Source organism: Enterobacter cancerogenus, from assembly GCF_019047785.1.
Lineage (GTDB): Bacteria > Pseudomonadota > Gammaproteobacteria > Enterobacterales > Enterobacteriaceae > Enterobacter > Enterobacter cancerogenus.
The window spans coordinates 1,967,728-1,986,565 of record NZ_CP077290.1 but is presented as its reverse complement, the minus strand read 5'-3'; the positions used below and the strand labels follow the sequence as shown (position 1 = coordinate 1,986,565).

Sequence of the window (18,838 nt, the reverse complement as noted above, 5' to 3'; positions counted from 1 at the left end):
ATCTGATCAATCATTTTTAAGCACTACGTACGGAGAACAATTATGAAACGTGCATTTATTATGGTGCTGGACTCATTCGGCATCGGCGCAACCGAAGATGCAGAACGATTTGGTGACGTGGGTTCCGATACCATGGGTCACATCGCGGAAGCCTGCGCCAAAGGCGAAGCGGACAACGGTCGTAAAGGCCCTCTGACTCTGCCAAACCTGACCCGTCTGGGTCTGGTAAAAGCGCATGAAGGTTCTACCGGTAAGATCGCAGCCGGTATGGACGGTAATGCGGAAGTGGTGGGCGCTTATGCCTGGGCGCACGAGCTCTCTTCCGGTAAAGATACCCCGTCAGGCCACTGGGAAATTGCCGGTGTGCCGGTTCTGTTCGACTGGGGCTATTTCTCCGATCACGAAAACAGCTTCCCGCAGGAGCTGCTGGACACGTTGGTTAAGCGTGCCAACCTGCCGGGCTATCTCGGCAACTGCCACTCTTCCGGTACCGTGATCCTGGACCAGCTTGGCGAAGAGCACATGAAAACCGGCAAACCGATTTTCTATACCTCCGCTGACTCCGTGTTCCAGATTGCCTGCCACGAAGAGACGTTTGGCCTGGATAAACTTTACGAGCTGTGCGAAATCGCGCGTGAAGAGCTGACCGAAGGCGGCTACAACATTGGCCGCGTGATCGCGCGTCCGTTTATCGGCGACAAAGCGGGTAACTTCCAGCGTACCGGCAACCGTCACGATCTGGCCGTTGAGCCACCGGCACCCACCGTGCTGCAAAAACTGGTCGACGAGAAAGACGGCAAGGTGGTTTCCGTTGGTAAAATCGCAGATATCTACGCGAACTGCGGTATCACTAAAAAAGTGAAAGCCACCGGTCTGGACGCGCTGTTTGACGCCACCATCAAAGAGATGAAAGAGGCGGGCGATAAGACGATCGTCTTTACCAACTTCGTGGACTTCGACTCCTCCTGGGGCCACCGCCGCGACGTGGCGGGCTACGCTGCCGGCCTGGAGCTGTTCGACCGCCGTCTGCCGGAGCTGATGGAGCTGGTGGGTGAAGATGACATTCTGATCCTGACCGCGGACCACGGCTGCGACCCAACCTGGACCGGTACCGACCACACCCGCGAGCACATTCCGGTGCTGGTGTACGGCCCGAAAGTGAAACCAGGCTCGCTGGGTCACCGTGAAACCTTTGCGGATATCGGCCAGACCATCGCGAAATACTTTGGTACGTCCGACATGGAATATGGCAAGGCCATGTTCTGATGTGACTGGGGTGCGGCCTGATGCCCTCACCCCGGCCCTCTCCCATCGGGAGAGGGAGAACACCAGAATGTAGGCCGGGTAAGGCGCAGCCGCCACCCGGCCAAAACAACAATGTAAAAGGAACTGAAAGATGGCAACTCCTCACATTAATGCAGAAATGGGTGATTTCGCTGACGTCGTGTTGATGCCGGGCGACCCGCTGCGCGCTAAGCACATTGCAGAAACCTTCCTCGAAGACGTGCGTGAAGTGAACAACGTTCGCGGCATGCTGGGCTTCACCGGTACCTACAAGGGCCGCAAAATTTCCGTGATGGGTCACGGCATGGGTATCCCATCCTGCTCCATCTACACCAAAGAGCTGATCACCGATTTCGGCGTGAAGAAAATCATCCGCGTGGGGTCCTGCGGCGCGGTGCGCATGGACGTTAAACTGCGCGATATCGTGATTGGTATGGGGGCCTGCACCGATTCTAAAGTGAACCGTATTCGCTTTAAGGATCACGACTTTGCCGCCATCGCTGACTTCGACATGGTGCGCAACGCGGTAGACGCGGCGAAAAACCTGGGCGTGGATGCGCGCGTGGGCAACATCTTCTCTGCTGACCTGTTCTACTCTCCGGACGGCGAAATGTTCGACGTGATGGAGAAGTACGGCATTCTGGGCGTGGAAATGGAAGCAGCGGGCATTTACGGCGTCGCGGCTGAGTTTGGTGCGAAAGCGCTGACCATCTGCACCGTGTCCGACCACATCCGCACCCACGAGCAGACCACTGCCGCGGAGCGTCAGACCACCTTCAACGACATGATCAAAATCGCGCTGGAATCCGTTCTGCTGGGCGATAAAGAGTAATGTTGTCTGCCGGGCGGCCTTCGCTGCCCGGCATCGTTTTCTTACAGATACACCACGCTAATGGTCGCCTGACCATCAAACTCCGTCGCTTCCGTCAGCGCCAGCTTCTTCAGACTTTCTACCGCAAGCGAGACGTTCAGCGGGAAAGAGACGCGCGTCACGGCCATCGGATCGGTTTTACCGGCGGGTGCCACGCTCATCAGGCTCATGTCTTTATTCGCCAGCGTGCCGCCCGTGGCTTTCTGCCAGCGGGTCACGCCGTTGCCCGCCGCCAGCGCGGTGCGAATCGGCTCAACGTTTCCGCCGTTCGCCGTGACCTCGCCAGTGCTGGCATAGATGGAGTACGCGCCAATATTCTTGCCGTCGTGCGTTTTACCCAGCCCGAAGGTTGACGCGGAGCCGCGCAGTGCCGCGCCGTTATCGGTGGCATTCATCACTTTAAGGTTTGAATTGCTGCCGGTGCTGGCGTTGGAATCCGTACGGTTATCTGCAATGCTCCAGCCCACTTTGGTTGGCGTAGGGCAGGTGATGGTCAGCGTCAGACCCTTCTCACCCAGCTGCGTGCTTTCGGATTGCGAAAGATCGCCCACCTGCACCGCGCCAAAATCAACGATGCCGTTATTGCTCAGCTCCGGCGTGCAGGAGTTGCTTGAAAGAGAGGCTTTCACTTTCAGCACCGCGGTATCGCCCGCAAAGGCGCTGGCCGATGCCAGCGCCAGTGCGACGACAAGTACGCTTTTTTTCATGGTTTTTCCTTAACATAGAGATAAAGTGGTGACATTGTCCGGAGTACGCCCCTTGAATGTTCACGGTCGTTTTTTTTCTGATTATTCACGCCAGCGTTAAGCTGACGCGTGAATGCGCGTTGCGGCAGGTTCACTTGCACACTCCCTGCGCTTTTTCGTAATAGGCTTCTTTGTTTTTTTCTTCACTCAGCGCGTAGTGGATCTGGCAGATCCTCACCCTGCTGTCGTCCACCACGAATAACTCTGGTGAATCTGTCGCATCGGGAATAAATACGCTGCCGTTATCCATTACGCTGACAATATAGTTACTGTCTTTATCCACCACGCTGAGCCCCCGGGTCAGCCATTCGCCGTTCGGCTTTTTCACGTCAAGCATGACGCGACGGGTTTGCAGAACGCGGAAGTCGACCTGCGAAAACGAGCCGTAGGCGGCGGAGAGGGTCTGTATGCCGTTGGATAAATCCATCCCCTGAGGGAGGGAGTTGGCGTTGATGACGATCTGGGATTTTTGCCACTCGCGCAGGCCCGGCACCACGGCCTGGCCCCAGCGATCGGTCCAGACGGTGCCGTCCGGCGTGCTCAGCTCAATGCCGCTTTCCGGTTCGCTCAGACGGGCAATGCCAAAGGTTTCCTTAACGGGATAAGGCGAGAAGGTGACCCCGTGGCGGTGCAGCGCAATGCCGCCCATCAGCGAGGCGCTGTAGTTGCGCCGATCCCCGTCGTCCATCCCTGCCGCCAGGCCAAGCTGGGTATAGTGCAGGTTGGCGTTCAGGTTGCCGTCAAAGGCGTTGCTCTTATCCTGATTGTCGCGATCGGCAGAGAGGTTGTAGTTGAGGTTTTGCCCGAATGAACCGCTGTCCTGCAGGCCAAAATTCTGTTTATTACCCTGGCTGCGCATGTAGGTGCTGATACGCTCCGTGCCGAACGGCACCGCCAGGTTGACGTAAAACAGATCGTCATCATTTTGGCCGCTGCCCTCGGAACTGTTGCTGCCGCTGCTCATGGCGTGCTGCCAGTTAACGGAGACGGAAGCATGGCCGAGCGTTTTTCCCCAGGCGGCCATCAGATAGCGGGAGTCGCCGCTTTCTTTATCCCCGGCGTTTTCGCTGTACTGCAGTGAGAACGTCCCGAGCAGCGCATTGTTCCAGTTGAGGCTGGCGTTCCACGCGTTCTGGTAGCCCTCGGATTCGTCGTCCATCGCTTCGGTCATTTCCCGAAAACCGGCGCTGTAGCCCGAGGCGGTAAGGCCCAGCGTGAGCTGACCCGGCAGCATCAGCGTATTTTGCAGCTCGGCTTTGGTGCCATTTTGTTCCGCGTGAAAGCGCGCGGCGCTGACCATAACGCTCGGGGTGATCATCCACTTTTCGTTAACCGCCCACTCAAGCTGCGCGCCGGCTGCCTGATATTTTTCGGCAAGTACGCCCGCCGTCACGCCCGTTAAGTCTTCTGCCAGGCGCGTGCCGTTGGAGATATTCATCACCCACGGCGAACCGTTATCGTCGCCCCCGTCACGTACTTGCCCGACGGAGAAGCTCAGCCCCTCGGCGCGCGTCGTGCCGCTGATATTGAGCGACGAGGAGGGCACCGTGAAGCGGGTGGTGGAGCCATCGGTTTCCACCACGCTGATGTCGAGGTCGACGTTGCCGCGCACCACCGGCACGTCGGGCAAGGTGAACGGCCCGGCGTTGACCAGCGTGGAGTAGATTACCTGCCCGGCCTGCCTCACCTCCACGCGCGCCTGGTTGCTGTGGGCGATGCCCGTGATGGTGGTCGCCGGAATATTGGGCTGCAAACCCGTTTCCGGCAGGAGCTGGATGCCGTTAATTTGTGCGCCGCTGAACAGTGACGAGGTGGCGTTGATCTGACCCACCTGTGCGCGAAGCTTACGTTCTTCAAAAACGTGCTCGGCGTAGGTGTAGAGATTTTCTACGCTGCGGGTGCCGTTATCGTCCGTCAGGATCGTGCTGCTGCGCACCGTCCAGTTCGCCACGTTGAGCCCGGTGCCGATATTGCCCTGGGAAAACGTGCTGCTGCCGCTGCCGCCAAACTCGTTGTAGTTGCTGAACGCGTTGTAGTTGATGAGCCCCGCCACGCCGCCGTGTTCGTAATATTTTGCGGCGTAGAACCCGTTATCCATCGCCTCGGCAGGGACGAAAATCTCTAACGACTCTTTGTTAGGCAACGGGGTGACGGTCGCCGTGGGGTAGTCCTGCACCAGTTCGTGGCAGGTCTCTTTTTCTAAGATATTCAGGGGAAGTAATCCCGCGGCGCGCGTGAAATCATCATCCACGCAAAGCTGGCCCTCTTCGCCAATACGTACGGCGAGCGTGCCTTTGTCCACGCCGTTGATCCTGACCTGTACCGCATGTTGACCGGGCAGATAACGCTGTGCCCCGGAAAAATAGTGCGCGAGGTTGGTGCTGATCCCTCGCGTCGCCAGAATATCGGTATTGAAATCCAGGTCGGCTGCGCCCGCGGTGCAGGGAGGCAGCAACACGGCCGCCGCAATGGCGGCGGGGCCAAAGGCATACTTACGCAAAGGGAGATCACTCACCAGACGGTCTCCACCCTTTAGCGCGTTACAGGGGCAGTATAGCTTTCGACTTCAATACCGTAGCGGCTGGCAGGCTCGATCTGCACTGCGTTATCGCTACCGTTCAGCGGCGCGTTGGTCTCCACCTTCATGGTTTCGCCCGGCAAAATAAAGGTCTTATTCAGCGTGCAGGCGGTGTTAGACGGCAGCAGCGTCACGGCCGTGGAGAAACGCACCACGTAAGGCGAGCTGTTCTGCACCTGAAGCACGTTCGACTTAACGGACCAGGTCAGCAGCTTCCAGGCGTCGGTGACAACCGGGAGATTTTTAGGGTGGATCAAGACCGGCAGATCCTGGCGCAGGTTGATCCCGACGGTGATGTTCTTGTCGCTGCTTTTCGGCGGAATACCTTCAAATACCACGCGTTTGTAGTGTTCGACGGTAAGCGGTTTATCCGATTCGAGAATAAAACGCACCTGCTGTTCCTGGCCGGGTTCAAGGCGGACAACGGGCTGGGTGACGTTAAGCTTCACCCCGTCATTGCCTCCAATGTCCCGAATTGAGGTGTAGAGCAGGGTAGGGATTTTGTCGGTGTTTTTGACGTTCATCACGCCGCCGTGGTTGGCTTCGTCAATCATCAGGAGCGTGGTTTCCGGCACCATGCCGGCTGCAAACAGGGTGGAGGGCAAAGCGAGTAATAACGGCGCGTATTTCAGGAGTGTGTACATGGTGTTTCGGCTTCGTGAGAGGGAGACAAAACACTCCCCATCAGCATGGGGAGTGTTAAACGCGTTAAGGCTTACAGATAAACCAGGGTGATGGTGGACTGGCCGTCCAGCTCGGTTTTATCGGTCAGGGTCAGGTTTTTGCTTGGCGCAATGGCGAGGGCGATCTTCAGCGGGAAGGTCGCCGTAGTGAACGCCAGCGGCGCACGCTGGCCGGTTTTGGACACGGTCATCACGTCGGTGCCGTCATTCATGATGTAACCGGTGTTCCACATGTTGATCCAGCTTCTGCTGCTGATGGTGCCGCCGTTGTACATGGTGCTGGCAATAGGCTGAACGGCTGCGCCGTCTGCGGTGACCGCGCTCAGGTTGGTGGAAACAGCGTAGCCGCCGATGTTCTGGCCGGCGCTGGTTTTACCCACGCCGTTCAGCTGATAGGCGCCGGACGCTCTGGTGCCGTCATTGCCCGCATTGTCAACGTAAAACTCGGTGGAGGAGAGTGTTTTACCCGCGTTGGTGTCAGCGCGGTCATCGTGGAAGGTCCAGCCCACACGGGTGGCAGACTGGCATTTGATGGACAGCGTCACGTCCTTATGGCCCGCCTGGTAAGGCACGGCGGAGGTCAGTGAGTCCAGACCAATTTCACCAAAGTTAGCCAGGCCGCCGTTGCTTAATTCCGGCACGCAGCCTGCGGTGGTCAGCGAGCCCTGAATTTTCAGGGTAGCGGTAGGTTCAGCGCAAACAGCCGTTGCTGCCATGGTTAATACCGTGGCGAGAAGCACTTTTTTCATTGTTTTTCCTTAACCTTAGAAATGTACACATTCAATAAGAATAATTTTGGGTGCTAAATGACTTGCTTATTACATCGCGTTTGTCTAAAAGCTCGCCGATTCTATTAATGATTCGACTCATTCAATACTTAGAATTTCTAACGTCACTATTGAGTAAGATTCAATATTAATCCGACGTCAGGAAGCGTTATTTGAGGAAATAGCGGCGAGGTAATTCGCCGCTGAATAAGTAAAGCTATTACAGATAAACCAGAGTAATTGTTGTTTCACCGCTGAGCTGTGTTTCTTCCGTGGTGGTCAGGCGATCGGTATTCACAACGGCCAGAGAAACCTTGAACGGGAAGACGACGTTAGTAATGGCCAGCGGCGTGGTTTTGCCCGGTGAGGTTGCGGTCATAATTTCCGCGTTACCGTTGGCGATAAGACCTGTCGTCAGGTTACGCCACATGTATTCCCCTTTGCTGTTGGTAAATGCCGGGGCATAGATCGCCTGAGCCGGTACGCCGTTGGCGGTAATATCGTTAACGCGGGTCGCAATCGCATATGCACCAATTTTTTCACCCACTGACGTAAAGCCCACGCCGTAGGTGGTGCCCGCGCCCCAGACGTCGTTGCCGTTGTCTGCGCCATCGCGGATATAGAACTGGCTGGAGGTCAGATCGTTCGCGGCGTTTGAATCTTCTTTGTTATCCGCAATACTCCACGCCACGCGGGTCGCAGCCGGGCAGTTGATGGTCAGCGACATGTCTTTCTGGCCCATCTGGTTCACCACGTTAGGTGACAGCTGGTCCAGCGCAATGGTGCCGAAGTCGATTGAGCCACCGTTGCTCAGTTCTGGCGTGCAGGAGGCGTGATTCATTTTGCCCTTCACCTTCATGACAACGGAGGCGTCTGCCAGCGCAGCCGTGGAGGTAGCAGCAATCAAGGCGGCGAGAAGAAGCTTTTTCATTGTTTTTCCTTAACCAAAAAAAGAAGAAGTGTTTTAAATTGTATGAATATTTAACGACTTGCTTAACAAGCGGGAAGATTTTATTAACGGTTACAGTAATATAGATATTTAAGAATTCTAACCTGTTGTTTGAGTATTTTTAATGACTGTAAATACAATCTTGAATGTATTTACATTGATTGCGTGGTGGAGAGGAAATAAAAAACCGGCGATACAGAGATCGCCGGTGAAATTAGAACAGTGATGCTAAGTCTGAAATGACTTACAGGTATTTCAGGGTAATGGTCGCCTGGCCGTCAAGCTGGGTGTCATCGGTAATCGCCAGTCGGGTGGTGTTATCGATAGCTAATGACGTTTTAAGAGGATAAACAGCCTGAGTAAAGGCCATAGGGTTCGGGGTAGACGCATCATCCGAAATAACAGACATCACCGTATGCTGCTTGCCATTTAAGATAGGAAGCAGTGTTGCATTTTGCCAGGATGGCTGCTGGTCCGACCACTTAACGGGAATAGCGTGCTCGCCATCCGCTGTCACGTTTGCCGCCACAACATAAAGCGCCCAGTTACCAATAGCTACGCCACCTGCTGTCTTGCCCAGACCCATCGCCGTACCGTCGGTCGGATAGCTCCAGTCGCCGAGCACTTTAACGTTAACTTCTGACGACACGGAGTCGATGCGATCGTCCGTGATTCCCCAACCTATTTTGGTTGGCGAGGAGCAGGTGATGGTCAGGGAGGCATCGCGCTCACCCAGCTGGTTGGTCGAGGTAGCGCTCAGTTCACCAAGACGGATCGTGCCATAGTCAACGATCCCGCCATTGCTCAGGGTTGGTGTGCAGGAGGCGTTGGTCAGCTTGCCCTGGACCTTAAGCACCGCGGTGTCAGCTGCGTGCGCAGCGGTAACGGACATTGCCATGGAAATGGCCGTCGCCACGAGAAGCTTTTTCATTGTTGTTCCTTAACGAAGAAGAAAAGTAAAAAGAGTCCTGTAATCAATATGTCCAGCAAAATCATCCCGATTACTGATAATATTTTATTATGGATAATTTATTTAGGTATTTAGATTTTTTTAGGGGCGGGTTAATTGAATCTTAATGAATTTTAGGAATCAATACTTTTCGATTTTTCTGGGATAAATGCCGGTGGTGTAAGATTTATGTATTCGTCAAGGTTATTAATGTCGCCATATTCTCCTGCGTAAAATATCAATGCTTATAATTTGTCATATCTGTTTATATTTGCCCTGAATAAAAACACCCTCACTTAGCGGGAATGGCAGCCCTGCAATCGGGCTGCCAGCACTTCCAGTGGGCTGGGTTACGTCAGAACAGCGATGTCAGAAATGACTTACAGGTAGGTCAGGGTAATGGTTGCCTGGCCGTCAAGCTGGGTATCATCGGTAATACCCAGTCGGGCGGTTTTATCGATGGCTACTGACGTTTTAAGAGGGTAGACGACCTGAGTGAAGGCCATAGGGTTCGGGTTAGTCGCATCATCTGATATAACAGACATCATCGTATGCTTAGCTGCATTTAACACGGGAAGGGATGTTGCATTTGTCCAGGCAGGCTGTTGGTCCGACTTCTTAACGGGAATAGCGTGCTCACTATCCGCTGTCACGTTTGCCGCCACAACGTAAAGCGCCCAGTTACCAATGGCGACGCCACCTGCTGTTTTGCCCAGGCCCATCGCTGAACCGTCGGTCGGATAGCTATAATCGCCGAGCACTTTAACGTTGACGTTTGGCGACACGGAGTCGGTGCGATCGTCCGTGATGCTCCAGCCTACTTTGGTTGGCGAGGAGCAGGTGATGGTCAGAGAAGAATCGCGCTCACCCAACTGGTTGGTTGCGGTAGCGTTCAGTTCACCAAGACGGATCGTGCCATAGTCAACGATCCCGCCATTGCTCAGGGTTGGGGTGCAGGAAGCGTTAGTCAGCTTGCCCTGGACCTTGAGCACAGCGGTATCAACCGCGTGCGCAGCGGTAACGGACATGGCCAGTGAAATGGCCGTCGCCACGAGAAGCTTTTTCATTGTTGTTCCTTAACGAAGAAAATTAAAAAGAGTCCTGTAATCAATATGTTCAGCAATATCATCCTGATTACTGATAACATTTTATGATGGATATTTTATTGAGGTATTTAGATTTTTTTAGGGACGGGTTAATTGAATCTTAATGAATTTTAGGGATGAATGCTTTTCGATTTTTCTGGGATAAATGCCGGTGGTGTAAGATTTACGTATTCGTCAAGGTTATTAATGTCGCCATTTTCTCCTGCATAAAATACCTATGCTTATAATTTGTCATATCTGTTTATATTTATCCTGAATAAAAACACCGTCGTTCAACGGGAAAGCCAGCCCTGAAGCGCGTGCTTCAGGGCGAGAGGATTAACGTACCGCGTGCGCCAGCCAGGCAGAAAGCTCGCGAAGCTCGGTCTCCTGCTGCGGAAAGTCCGCAAGCAGGGCATCGCACGCCTGCTGGAGCATATCGGCGCGGTACAGGCAGCCCTGCAATCGCGCTGCCAGCGCTTCCAGCGGGGCAGGATTCAGGCTATCGGTGAAGACCTGGGTACGGGTGATATGCCCCTTTTCCACGTCAAAGTGCAGCTCCACGCCGCCCCACGTAAAGCGCTCGTCCAGCAGGTGTGAAAACGCCGGTGCCTGGCCGAAGTTCCACTCCCAGCTGCTCTGGCGGGCAAAGGTTTCGGCGAAGTTCGGCAGGTCGGGCGTTTTGTCCGGTGAAATGACTTCTGCCTCCACGCGCTCGCCGTAATGCGTAAAGAAGGCCTCGCGGATGGCGTCGCAGATCTGTTCATGGGTGATGCCCGGCAGCAGTTCCACGAGGTTCGCCACGCGGCCACGCACGGAGGTAATGCCCTTCGCCTGCAGTTTTTTCTTGTCGGGGTTGAGGTAGTTGGCCAGACGGCTCAGGTCGGCGTTGAGCAGCAGCGTGCCGTGATGGAACCCGCGATCCATGGTTTCACGATAGGCGGATCCGGAGACTTTGCGATCGCCCTCGGGGGTCTTCACCACCAGATCGTTACGGCCGGAGGCTTCCGCCGTCACGCCGAGCGCGTTTAGGGCGTTAAGGACAATGGATGTGGAGATGCTTTTATCATATTCCGGCTTGCCCGCCATAAAGGTGAAGCAGGTGTTGCCGAGATCGTGGAACACCGCACCACCGCCCGAGCTGCGCCTTGCGAGACGAACGTTATCGTCTTCCATCCGCCGCGTGTTGCACTCTTTCCATGGGTTCTGCGCGCGGCCAATGACCACCGTATCGGCGTTACGCCAGAGAAACAGCACGCGCTGGGTGGCGGGCATCTGGCGGAAGATGCACTCTTCCACCGCGAGATTAAACCAGGGATCGTACGAATCAGAGATGAGCAGGCGAAGCGTCGTCATAGCAGAGTTCCTTTTCCGAATCATCCGCCTACTTTATCACTAATCCTTCTTCTCGCTCTCTTCCTCTTCGGGAATGGACTTGCTGGCGGTCAGCAGGAAAGGCGACTGTTGCCAGCGGGTGCGTTTGCCCTGCAGCAGGGTACGTGCCAGCACAACGCCGATGGCGAGGGAAAGCAGCAGCATCAGGCGCAGAATATTGGTGGTGTTATCCACCTGTTTGGCTTCTGTTGGCAGGGTGTGGGTATCCAGCGTCAGGCGCAAATACCCCAGCGGACCATTCTTCCCCTGAATGGGTTCAACGATCTGCTGGTTGAAATAGCCCCCGGCTTTTTTGCCGTCCAGCGCCAGCCTGTCGCGCACGTCGACGTGCTCTCCGGCGCGGGCGATCAGGTCGCCTTGTTCGTCATACACACCGGCATCAAGAATGCGGCTGTTCTCCGTCAACTGGCGTAACACCTGACCTATCCGCTTCTCGTCAGGCGTTTCGGTCCGCATGGCCGGCGCGACGTTCAGCGTGACCTGGCGGGCTAAGGTGCGCGCCAGTTCTTCAAACTGCGGGTTACGTTGCCGCTGGTGATTCTGGCTGAACCACGATGCCCCTTGCATCAGCGCGACTAATAATGCGAGACAGGACAGGACAATCACGGCACGATGAAGCCGGAATTTCAGTTTTGCGCGAGCCATATTCCACCTGCTGAAAATTTACGGCTTAATGTTGCCAGAAGTGATGGTTACAAGGTAGCCTCATGCGTTATTTTCCCTCGGGAACCTTCCGGCGAGAACGAATTTACAGGAGCTTTAATGCCGAATATTACCTGGTGCGACCTGCCGATGGATGTCTCTTTATGGCCAGGATTGCCGCTCTCTTTAAGTGGCGATGAGGTAATGCCTCTCGATTATCACGCCGGTCGTAGCGGCTGGCTGCTGTACGGACGCGGCCTGGATAAGCAACGCCTTACCCAATATCAATCGACCCTGGGCGCAGCGATGGTGATCGTGGCGGCCTGGTGCGTGGAAGATTATCAGGTCATTCGCCTGGCAGGCTCCCTGACGCAGCGCGCAACGCGCCTGGCACACGATGCCGGGCTGGACGTCGCCCCGCTGGGCAAAATTCCGCATCTGAAAACGCCAGGCCTGCTGGTGATGGATATGGACTCCACGGCGATCCAGATCGAGTGCATCGACGAAATCGCGAAGCTGGCGGGCAGCGGCGAGCTGGTGGCGGAAGTCACCGAGCGGGCGATGCGCGGCGAGCTGGACTTTACCGCCAGCCTGAGACAGCGCGTCGCTACCCTGAAAGGGGCCGATGCGACCATTCTGCGCCAGGTACGCGACGAGCTGCCTTTGATGCCAGGATTAACACAGCTGGTGCTGAAGCTGGAGACGCTGGGCTGGAAAGTGGCTATCGCCTCGGGAGGGTTCACCTTCTTCGCGGATTACCTGCGCGATAAGCTGCGTTTGACCACCGTGGTGGCGAACGAGCTGGAGATCGTCGACGGTAAGCTGACGGGGCAGGTGACGGGCGACATCGTGGATGCGCAGTACAAAGCCAATACGTTAACGCGTCTGGCGGAAAAATATGAAATCCCTGTGGCGCAAACCGTGGCTATTGGCGACGGTGCCAACGACCTGCCGATGATCAAAGCGGCGGGCCTCGGCATTGCCTACCACGCGAAGCCCAAAGTGAATGAAAAGACGGAAGTGACCATCCGTCACGCTGACCTGATGGGGGTGTTCTGCATCCTCTCCGGCAGCATTAATCAGAAATAACGGTCTGCTTTTCCAGGCCGGGTATGCGTCAGCGCCACCCGGCACGCAGCCCGCACAGAAATAAAGAGGTAAACCGTGGCGAAAGCTCCTAAACGCGCATTTGTCTGTAATGAATGTGGTGCGGACTATCCGCGCTGGCAGGGGCAGTGCAGCGCCTGTCATGCCTGGAACACCATCACCGAAGTGCGTGGTGTGGCGGCTTCGCCGAGCGTGGCCCGCAACGAACGCCTGAGCGGCTATGCGGGGAATGCCGGTGTCGCGAAAGTGCAAAAGCTTTCGGACATCAGCCTTGCAGAGCTGCCGCGCTTCTCCACCGGATTCAAAGAGTTCGACCGCGTGCTCGGCGGCGGCGTGGTTCCCGGCAGCGCCATCCTCATCGGCGGTAACCCGGGAGCGGGGAAATCAACCCTGCTGCTGCAAACGCTCTGCCGGCTCGCCGAGCAGATGAAAACCCTGTACGTCACGGGGGAAGAGTCCCTGCAGCAGGTCGCGATGCGCGCCCACCGTCTCGGCCTGCCGACCGGTAACCTGAATATGCTCTCGGAAACCAGCATCGAGCAGATCTGCATGATCGCTGAAGAAGAGCAGCCGAAGCTGATGGTCATCGACTCCATCCAGGTGATGCACATGGCGGACATCCAGTCTTCGCCGGGCAGCGTGGCGCAGGTCCGCGAAACGGCGGCCTACCTGACGCGCTTTGCCAAAACGCGCGGCGTGGCGATTGTGATGGTCGGCCACGTCACTAAAGACGGCTCGCTGGCCGGGCCGAAAGTGCTTGAACACTGTATCGACTGCTCCGTGATGCTCGATGGCGATGCGGACTCACGCTTTCGCACCCTGCGCAGCCACAAAAACCGTTTCGGCGCGGTGAACGAGCTGGGCGTGTTTGCCATGACCGAGCAGGGGCTGCGCGAAGTGAGCAACCCCTCCGCCATTTTCCTGAGCCGGGGAGATGAAATCACCTCCGGCAGCTCGGTGATGGTGCTGTGGGAAGGAACGCGTCCGCTGCTCGTCGAAATTCAGGCGCTGGTCGATGTCTCGATGATGGGCAACCCAAGGCGCGTGGCAGTTGGTCTGGAGCAGAACCGCCTGGCGATCCTGCTGGCGGTATTGCACCGTCACGGCGGCCTGCAGATGGCGGACCAGGACGTGTTCGTCAATGTGGTGGGCGGCGTCAAGGTGACGGAAACCAGTGCTGACCTGGCGCTGCTGCTGGCGATGGTCTCCAGCCTGCGCGACAGACCGCTTCCGCAGGATCTGGTGGTGTTTGGCGAAGTGGGGCTGGCCGGTGAAATCCGCCCGGTACCGAGCGGCCAGGAGCGTATCTCCGAGGCGGCGAAACACGGCTTCCGCCGGGCGATTGTTCCGGCTGCCAACGTGCCGAAAAAGATCCCGGAAGGGATGCAGGTCTTTGGCGTGAAAAAACTCGCGGATGCGTTAAACGTCTTTGACGACTTATAATTACGTATTCGATTTTGCAGGAGGCACCGTAATTTATGTCGTCGTTTGACTATATCAAGACCGCCATTCGTCAGAAGGGCTGTACGCTGCAGCAGGTGGCGGACGCCAGCGGCATGACCAAAGGCTATCTGAGCCAACTGCTTAATGCCAAAATCAAAAGCCCCAGCGCGCAAAAGCTCGAAGCGCTGCACCGCTTTCTGGGGCTGGAATTCCCGCGTATGCAAAAGAACATCGGCGTGGTGTTCGGTAAGTTTTATCCGTTGCATACCGGGCATATCTATTTGATCCAGCGCGCCTGTAGCCAGGTTGATGAGCTGCACATCATCATGGGCTACGACGAAACCCGCGACCGTCAGCTGTTTGAAGACAGCGCCATGTCGCAGCAGCCGACGGTATCAGACCGCCTGCGCTGGCTGCTTCAGACGTTTAAATATCAAAAAAACATTCGTATTCATGCCTTTAACGAAGAGGGCATGGAGCCGTACCCGCACGGCTGGGACGTGTGGAGCAACGGTGTAAAGACGTTTATGGACGAGAAGGGGATTACCCCCAACTGGATCTACACCTCTGAAGAGTCCGATGCGCCGCAGTTCCGCCAGCATCTGGGTATCGAGACGGTGCTGATCGACCCTAAGCGTACCTTTATGAACATCAGCGGGGCGCAGATCCGCGAAAACCCGTCCCGCTACTGGGATTACATCCCGACCGAAGTGAAGCCCTTCTTTGTGCGCACGGTGGCGATCCTCGGCGGTGAGTCGAGCGGTAAATCGACGCTGGTCAACAAGCTGGCGAACATCTTTAACACTACCAGCGCGTGGGAGTACGGGCGCGACTACGTCTTCTCGCATCTGGGCGGCGATGAGATGGCGCTACAGTATTCCGACTACGATAAAATCGCGCTCGGCCATGCGCAGTACATCGATTTTGCGGTGAAATACGCTAACAAAGTGGCGTTTATCGATACCGATTTTGTTACCACCCAGGCGTTTTGTAAGAAGTACGAAGGGCGCGAGCACCCGTTCGTGCAGGCGCTGATTGACGAATACCGTTTCGACCTGGTGATCCTGCTGGAAAACAACACCCCGTGGGTGGCCGACGGGATGCGCAGCCTCGGCAGCTCCGTGGACAGAAAAGAGTTCCAGTCCATGCTGGTGGAGATGCTCAACGAGAATAATGTGGAGTATGTTCACGTTGAAGAGGCGGACTACGACTCGCGTTTCCTGCGCTGCGTGGAGCTGGTAAAGGCGATGATGGGGGAGCAGGGGTAGATTGCTTTCCCCTCACCCCATCCCTCTCCCAAAGGGAGAGGGAACTTAAAATCCCCTCTCCCCGTGGGAGAGGGTTAGGGTGAGGGCACCAGAGTGCTCAAAACGCCACCACTACTCTCCTCCGCATATGTCCCTCAAGCACTTTCCTGTGCGCCTCGGTGGAATGCGTTGTGTTGAGGCCAGCCTATTAAGCCCGCGTCTGCGTGATAAGATGGACAATCAAGAACGAAGCGTTCGAACAGGATGAACAATCATGTTTAAACAGCTGCAGGATATGGCCCTGTTTGCGCTGGTGGCGGAGATGGGGAGCTTCACCGCGGCGGCGCGCAAAGCCGACCTGCCGAAATCCAGCGTCAGCCAGCGTATCAGCCAGCTTGAGCAGCAGGTGGGGATCCGCCTGCTGAACCGTACTACCCGCAGGCTGAGCCTGACCTTCGCGGGCGAGCATTATCTGGTGCACTGCCGCGAGATGCTGGCCGCGCGCGAACGGGCGGAATACGCCATTCAGCGCCTGCGGGATAACCCCAGCGGGCGACTGCGGATCACCTGTCCCGCCGGGATCGGCGCGACGCTGCTGGCGCACATGAATGCCGAGTTTCAGCTTCGCTATCCCGACGTGTCGCTCGATGTGTCGATTTCCGATGACGTGCTCGACCTGGTTGAGTCCGGCTATGACGTGGCGCTACGCACCGGCAAACCGCAGGACTCCTCGTTGATAGGCCGCATGATTGGACACTGTCCGCGCTATATGCTGGCATCTCCTGGCTATCTGGCGCGCCGGGAACCGCTCACGCATCCCAGCCAGCTGGTGGGCCATCGCTGCATTACCCACCGGGCCTGGTCAGAATGGGTGCTGCAACGCGCGGGTGAAGATTACCGCTATCTGCCGGATAACGCCCATATGACGGATAACCTGGTCTACGCCCGCGAGTGCGCGGTCGCCGGGGCCGGGATCACCATGCTCCCCGCATTCCTGCTTGAAGATAAGATTGAGACAGGGGCGCTGGTAAAGGTGTTGCCGGAGTGGAACGTCGAGGGGAACGATCTGTGGCTGGCCTATCCGAGCCGCAAATTGAACTCGCCTGCGCTGATGAGCTATATCGACTTTGCAATGCAGTTTGATGAGGTGAAGCGGTTTTACGTGGGGAATTAAAAAAGCCGGGTGCGCTGACGCTTACCCGGCCTTCGGTATCGTGCCGTTTGGAGGCCGGGTAAGGCGAAGCCGCCACCCGGCTGTCGGCACTTATTTCGCTATACGCTTGTACTTGATACGCTTCGGCTCCAGCGCGTCTGCGCCCAGCGTGCGTTTCTTGTACTCTTCGTACTCGGTGAAGTTACCTTCAAAGAACTCCACTTTACCCTCGTCCTGGTAATCCAGAATGTGGGTCGCGATACGGTCCAGGAACCAGCGGTCGTGCGAGATAACCATTGCACAGCCCGGGAACTCCAGCAGGGCGTTTTCCAGTGCGCGCAGGGTTTCAATATCCAGGTCGTTGGTTGGTTCATCGAGCAGCAGCACGTTACCGCCCACCTGCAGCAGCTTCGCCAGATGCAGACGACCGCGCTCACCGCCGGACAGTTCGCCCACGCGTTTGCCCTGGTCGGTGCCTTTGAAGTTAAAGCGGCCAACGTAGGCGCGGCTTGGCATCTCGGTGTTGCCGATACGCATGATATCCAGGCCGCCGGAGACTTCTTCCCACACGGTTTTGCTGTTGTCCATGGCGTCACGGAACTGGTCAACGGAGGCCAGCTTCACGGTTTCACCCAGGGTGATGGAGCCGCTGTCAGGCTGTTCCTGACCGGACATCATGCGGAACAGGGTGGATTTACCCGCGCCGTTCGGACCGATGATGCCGACGATCGCGCCTTTCGGTACGGAGAAGCTCAGGTCGTCAATCAACACGCGGTCGCCGTAGGATTTACGCAGGTTGCTGACTTCAACCACTTTATCCCCCAGACGTGCTCCAGGCGGAATAAACAGTTCGTTGGTTTCGTTACGTTTCTGATATTCGGTATTGTTCAGCTCTTCAAAGCGTGCCAGACGGGCTTTACCCTTAGACTGACGGCCTTTCGCGCCCTGACGAACCCACTCCAGCTCTTTCTCGATAGACTTACGGCGCGCCGCTTCCTGAGACGCTTCCTGCGCCAGACGCTGATCTTTCTGCTCCAGCCAGGAGGAGTAGTTACCTTCCCACGGAATACCTTCACCACGGTCCAGCTCAAGGATCCAGCCCGCAACGTTGTCGAGGAAGTAACGGTCGTGGGTAATCGCCACAACGGTGCCTTCGAAATCGTGCAGGAAGCGTTCCAGCCACGCTACGGATTCGGCATCCAGGTGGTTAGTTGGTTCGTCGAGCAGCAGCATGTCTGGTTTTTCCAGCAGCAGGCGGCACAGCGCCACGCGGCGGCGTTCACCACCGGAGAGCTTCTCCACTTTTGCATCCCAGTCTGGCAGACGCAGGGCGTCGGCCGCGCGCTCCAGCTGCACGTTCAGGTTGTGACCGTCGTGCGCCTGAATGATCTCTTCGTACTTGCCCTGCTGAGCAGCCAGCTTGTCAAAGTCCGCATCCGGCTCGGCATATTTGGCATACACTTCATCCAGGCCTTTCAGCGCGTTAACCACTTCGGAAACCGCTTCTTCAACGGATTCACGGACGGTGTGTTCCGGGTTGAGCTGAGGTTCCTGCGGCAGATAGCCGATTTTGATGCCAGGCTGCGGACGGGCTTCACCTTCGATGTCTGTATCGATGCCGGCCATGATGCGCAGCAGGGTGGACTTACCGGCACCGTTGAGACCCAGAACACCGATTTTTGCGCCCGGGAAGAAGCTCAGCGAGATATTTTTAAGAATATGACGTTTCGGCGGAACCACTTTGCCGACACGATGCATGGTATAAACGAATTGAGCCACGTTGGACTTCGCCTCTTTTATCGTGATGTGAATAGGTTTCAGCCCCGAAGTGTAGCCTTTTTCACGACCTAATCCCAGCCAGGAACGTCGGGAGTGTTAAAACGCGCAAGAAAGGTAAAAAAGTGTCCATAACGTGGCGCGCTGCCGGATGCCTGGTTAG

At 56.4% G+C, this 18,838-nt stretch carries 16 protein-coding genes; 6 read left to right on the top strand and 10 right to left on the bottom strand.

Features of this window, described 5'->3' with window-relative positions; all coding sequences use genetic code 11:
* Positions 1–42 precede the first annotated feature (42 nt).
* A complete protein-coding gene (gene deoB / locus I6L58_RS09285) occupies positions 43–1,266 on the top strand; it encodes a phosphopentomutase (RefSeq protein ID WP_088208819.1) in 1,224 nt (407 codons plus the stop codon).
* 130 nt (positions 1,267–1,396) lie between these two features.
* Positions 1,397–2,116 carry a purine-nucleoside phosphorylase gene (deoD, locus tag I6L58_RS09280; protein WP_006174049.1) on the top strand — a complete coding sequence of 240 codons (720 nt, stop codon included), beginning with the start codon at positions 1,397–1,399 and terminating at the stop codon, positions 2,114–2,116.
* A 41-nt stretch (positions 2,117–2,157) separates the two neighbouring features.
* Here the strand turns inward: deoD and I6L58_RS09275 are convergent, their stop codons facing one another.
* The 9 genes from I6L58_RS09275 to I6L58_RS09235 form a co-directional block, all read right to left on the bottom strand.
* Positions 2,158–2,862 (bottom strand): DUF1120 domain-containing protein, encoded by a 705-nt coding sequence (locus I6L58_RS09275; protein ID WP_088208820.1) that lies wholly within the window; start codon positions 2,860–2,862, stop codon positions 2,158–2,160.
* Between the two features lie 130 nt (positions 2,863–2,992).
* Positions 2,993–5,416 carry a fimbrial biogenesis usher protein gene (locus I6L58_RS09270; protein ID WP_088208821.1) on the bottom strand — a complete coding sequence of 808 codons (2,424 nt, stop codon included), beginning with the start codon at positions 5,414–5,416 and terminating at the stop codon, positions 2,993–2,995.
* Between the two features lie 17 nt (positions 5,417–5,433).
* Entirely contained in the window at positions 5,434–6,123 is a 690-nt protein-coding gene (locus I6L58_RS09265; RefSeq protein ID WP_088208822.1) for a fimbria/pilus chaperone family protein, read from the bottom strand.
* Positions 6,124–6,194: 71 nt separating this feature from the next.
* Complete coding sequence (locus tag I6L58_RS09260) at positions 6,195–6,911, bottom strand: DUF1120 domain-containing protein (protein ID WP_006174041.1); 717 nt, start codon at positions 6,909–6,911, stop codon at positions 6,195–6,197.
* A 238-nt stretch (positions 6,912–7,149) separates the two neighbouring features.
* On the bottom strand, positions 7,150–7,860 hold the full coding sequence (locus I6L58_RS09255) for a DUF1120 domain-containing protein (RefSeq protein WP_058609633.1): 711 nt from the start codon (positions 7,858–7,860) through the stop codon (positions 7,150–7,152).
* A 262-nt stretch (positions 7,861–8,122) separates the two neighbouring features.
* On the bottom strand, positions 8,123–8,809 hold the full coding sequence (locus I6L58_RS09250; protein ID WP_176399437.1) for a DUF1120 domain-containing protein: 687 nt from the start codon (positions 8,807–8,809) through the stop codon (positions 8,123–8,125).
* Positions 8,810–9,207: 398 nt separating this feature from the next.
* Positions 9,208–9,894, bottom strand: coding sequence for a DUF1120 domain-containing protein (locus I6L58_RS09245; RefSeq protein ID WP_088208823.1), 687 nt, complete (start codon positions 9,892–9,894; stop codon positions 9,208–9,210).
* Between the two features lie 357 nt (positions 9,895–10,251).
* Complete coding sequence (gene lplA / locus I6L58_RS09240; RefSeq protein ID WP_088208824.1) at positions 10,252–11,268, bottom strand: lipoate--protein ligase LplA; 1,017 nt, start codon at positions 11,266–11,268, stop codon at positions 10,252–10,254.
* Between the two features lie 39 nt (positions 11,269–11,307).
* Positions 11,308–11,952, bottom strand: a complete 645-nt coding sequence (locus I6L58_RS09235) for a YtjB family periplasmic protein (RefSeq protein ID WP_006174028.1) — start codon at positions 11,950–11,952, stop codon at positions 11,308–11,310.
* A gap of 117 nt (positions 11,953–12,069) precedes the next feature.
* Between I6L58_RS09235 and serB the strand changes: the two genes are divergently transcribed.
* The 4 genes from serB (at position 12,070) to I6L58_RS09215 (ending at position 16,920) form a co-directional block, all read left to right on the top strand.
* Positions 12,070–13,038 (top strand): phosphoserine phosphatase, encoded by a 969-nt coding sequence (serB, locus tag I6L58_RS09230; protein WP_088208825.1) that lies wholly within the window; start codon positions 12,070–12,072, stop codon positions 13,036–13,038.
* Positions 13,039–13,113: 75 nt separating this feature from the next.
* Positions 13,114–14,499, top strand: coding sequence for a DNA repair protein RadA (radA, locus tag I6L58_RS09225; protein WP_088208826.1), 1,386 nt, complete (start codon positions 13,114–13,116; stop codon positions 14,497–14,499).
* A gap of 35 nt (positions 14,500–14,534) precedes the next feature.
* Complete coding sequence (gene nadR, locus I6L58_RS09220) at positions 14,535–15,767, top strand: multifunctional transcriptional regulator/nicotinamide-nucleotide adenylyltransferase/ribosylnicotinamide kinase NadR (protein ID WP_006174022.1); 1,233 nt, start codon at positions 14,535–14,537, stop codon at positions 15,765–15,767.
* Positions 15,768–16,020: 253 nt separating this feature from the next.
* Positions 16,021–16,920 carry a LysR family transcriptional regulator gene (locus I6L58_RS09215; RefSeq protein WP_088208827.1) on the top strand — a complete coding sequence of 300 codons (900 nt, stop codon included), beginning with the start codon at positions 16,021–16,023 and terminating at the stop codon, positions 16,918–16,920.
* Positions 16,921–17,010: 90 nt separating this feature from the next.
* On the opposite strand, the gene ettA is transcribed toward I6L58_RS09215, so the two are convergent.
* Positions 17,011–18,678, bottom strand: coding sequence for an energy-dependent translational throttle protein EttA (gene ettA, locus I6L58_RS09210; RefSeq protein ID WP_042319299.1), 1,668 nt, complete (start codon positions 18,676–18,678; stop codon positions 17,011–17,013).
* Positions 18,679–18,838: the final 160 nt, after the last annotated feature.

Bases quoted from the DNA above. Each gene is read 5' to 3' on its own strand.
- I6L58_RS09265 (WP_088208822.1), bottom strand. From the start codon at position 6,123: ATGTACACACTCCTGAAATACGCGCCGTTATTACTCGCTTTGCCCTCC.
- I6L58_RS09275 (WP_088208820.1), bottom strand. From the start codon at position 2,862: ATGAAAAAAAGCGTACTTGTCGTCGCACTGGCGCTGGCATCGGCCAGC.
- I6L58_RS09215 (WP_088208827.1), top strand. From the start codon at position 16,021: ATGTTTAAACAGCTGCAGGATATGGCCCTGTTTGCGCTGGTGGCGGAG.
- I6L58_RS09245 (WP_088208823.1), bottom strand. From the start codon at position 9,894: ATGAAAAAGCTTCTCGTGGCGACGGCCATTTCACTGGCCATGTCCGTT.
- I6L58_RS09235 (WP_006174028.1), bottom strand. From the start codon at position 11,952: ATGGCTCGCGCAAAACTGAAATTCCGGCTTCATCGTGCCGTGATTGTC.
- deoD (WP_006174049.1), top strand. From the start codon at position 1,397: ATGGCAACTCCTCACATTAATGCAGAAATGGGTGATTTCGCTGACGTC.
- serB (WP_088208825.1), top strand. From the start codon at position 12,070: ATGCCGAATATTACCTGGTGCGACCTGCCGATGGATGTCTCTTTATGG.
- I6L58_RS09250 (WP_176399437.1), bottom strand. From the start codon at position 8,809: ATGAAAAAGCTTCTCGTGGCGACGGCCATTTCCATGGCAATGTCCGTT.
- lplA (WP_088208824.1), bottom strand. From the start codon at position 11,268: ATGACGACGCTTCGCCTGCTCATCTCTGATTCGTACGATCCCTGGTTT.
- nadR (WP_006174022.1), top strand. From the start codon at position 14,535: ATGTCGTCGTTTGACTATATCAAGACCGCCATTCGTCAGAAGGGCTGT.
- deoB (WP_088208819.1), top strand. From the start codon at position 43: ATGAAACGTGCATTTATTATGGTGCTGGACTCATTCGGCATCGGCGCA.
- I6L58_RS09255 (WP_058609633.1), bottom strand. From the start codon at position 7,860: ATGAAAAAGCTTCTTCTCGCCGCCTTGATTGCTGCTACCTCCACGGCT.
- I6L58_RS09260 (WP_006174041.1), bottom strand. From the start codon at position 6,911: ATGAAAAAAGTGCTTCTCGCCACGGTATTAACCATGGCAGCAACGGCT.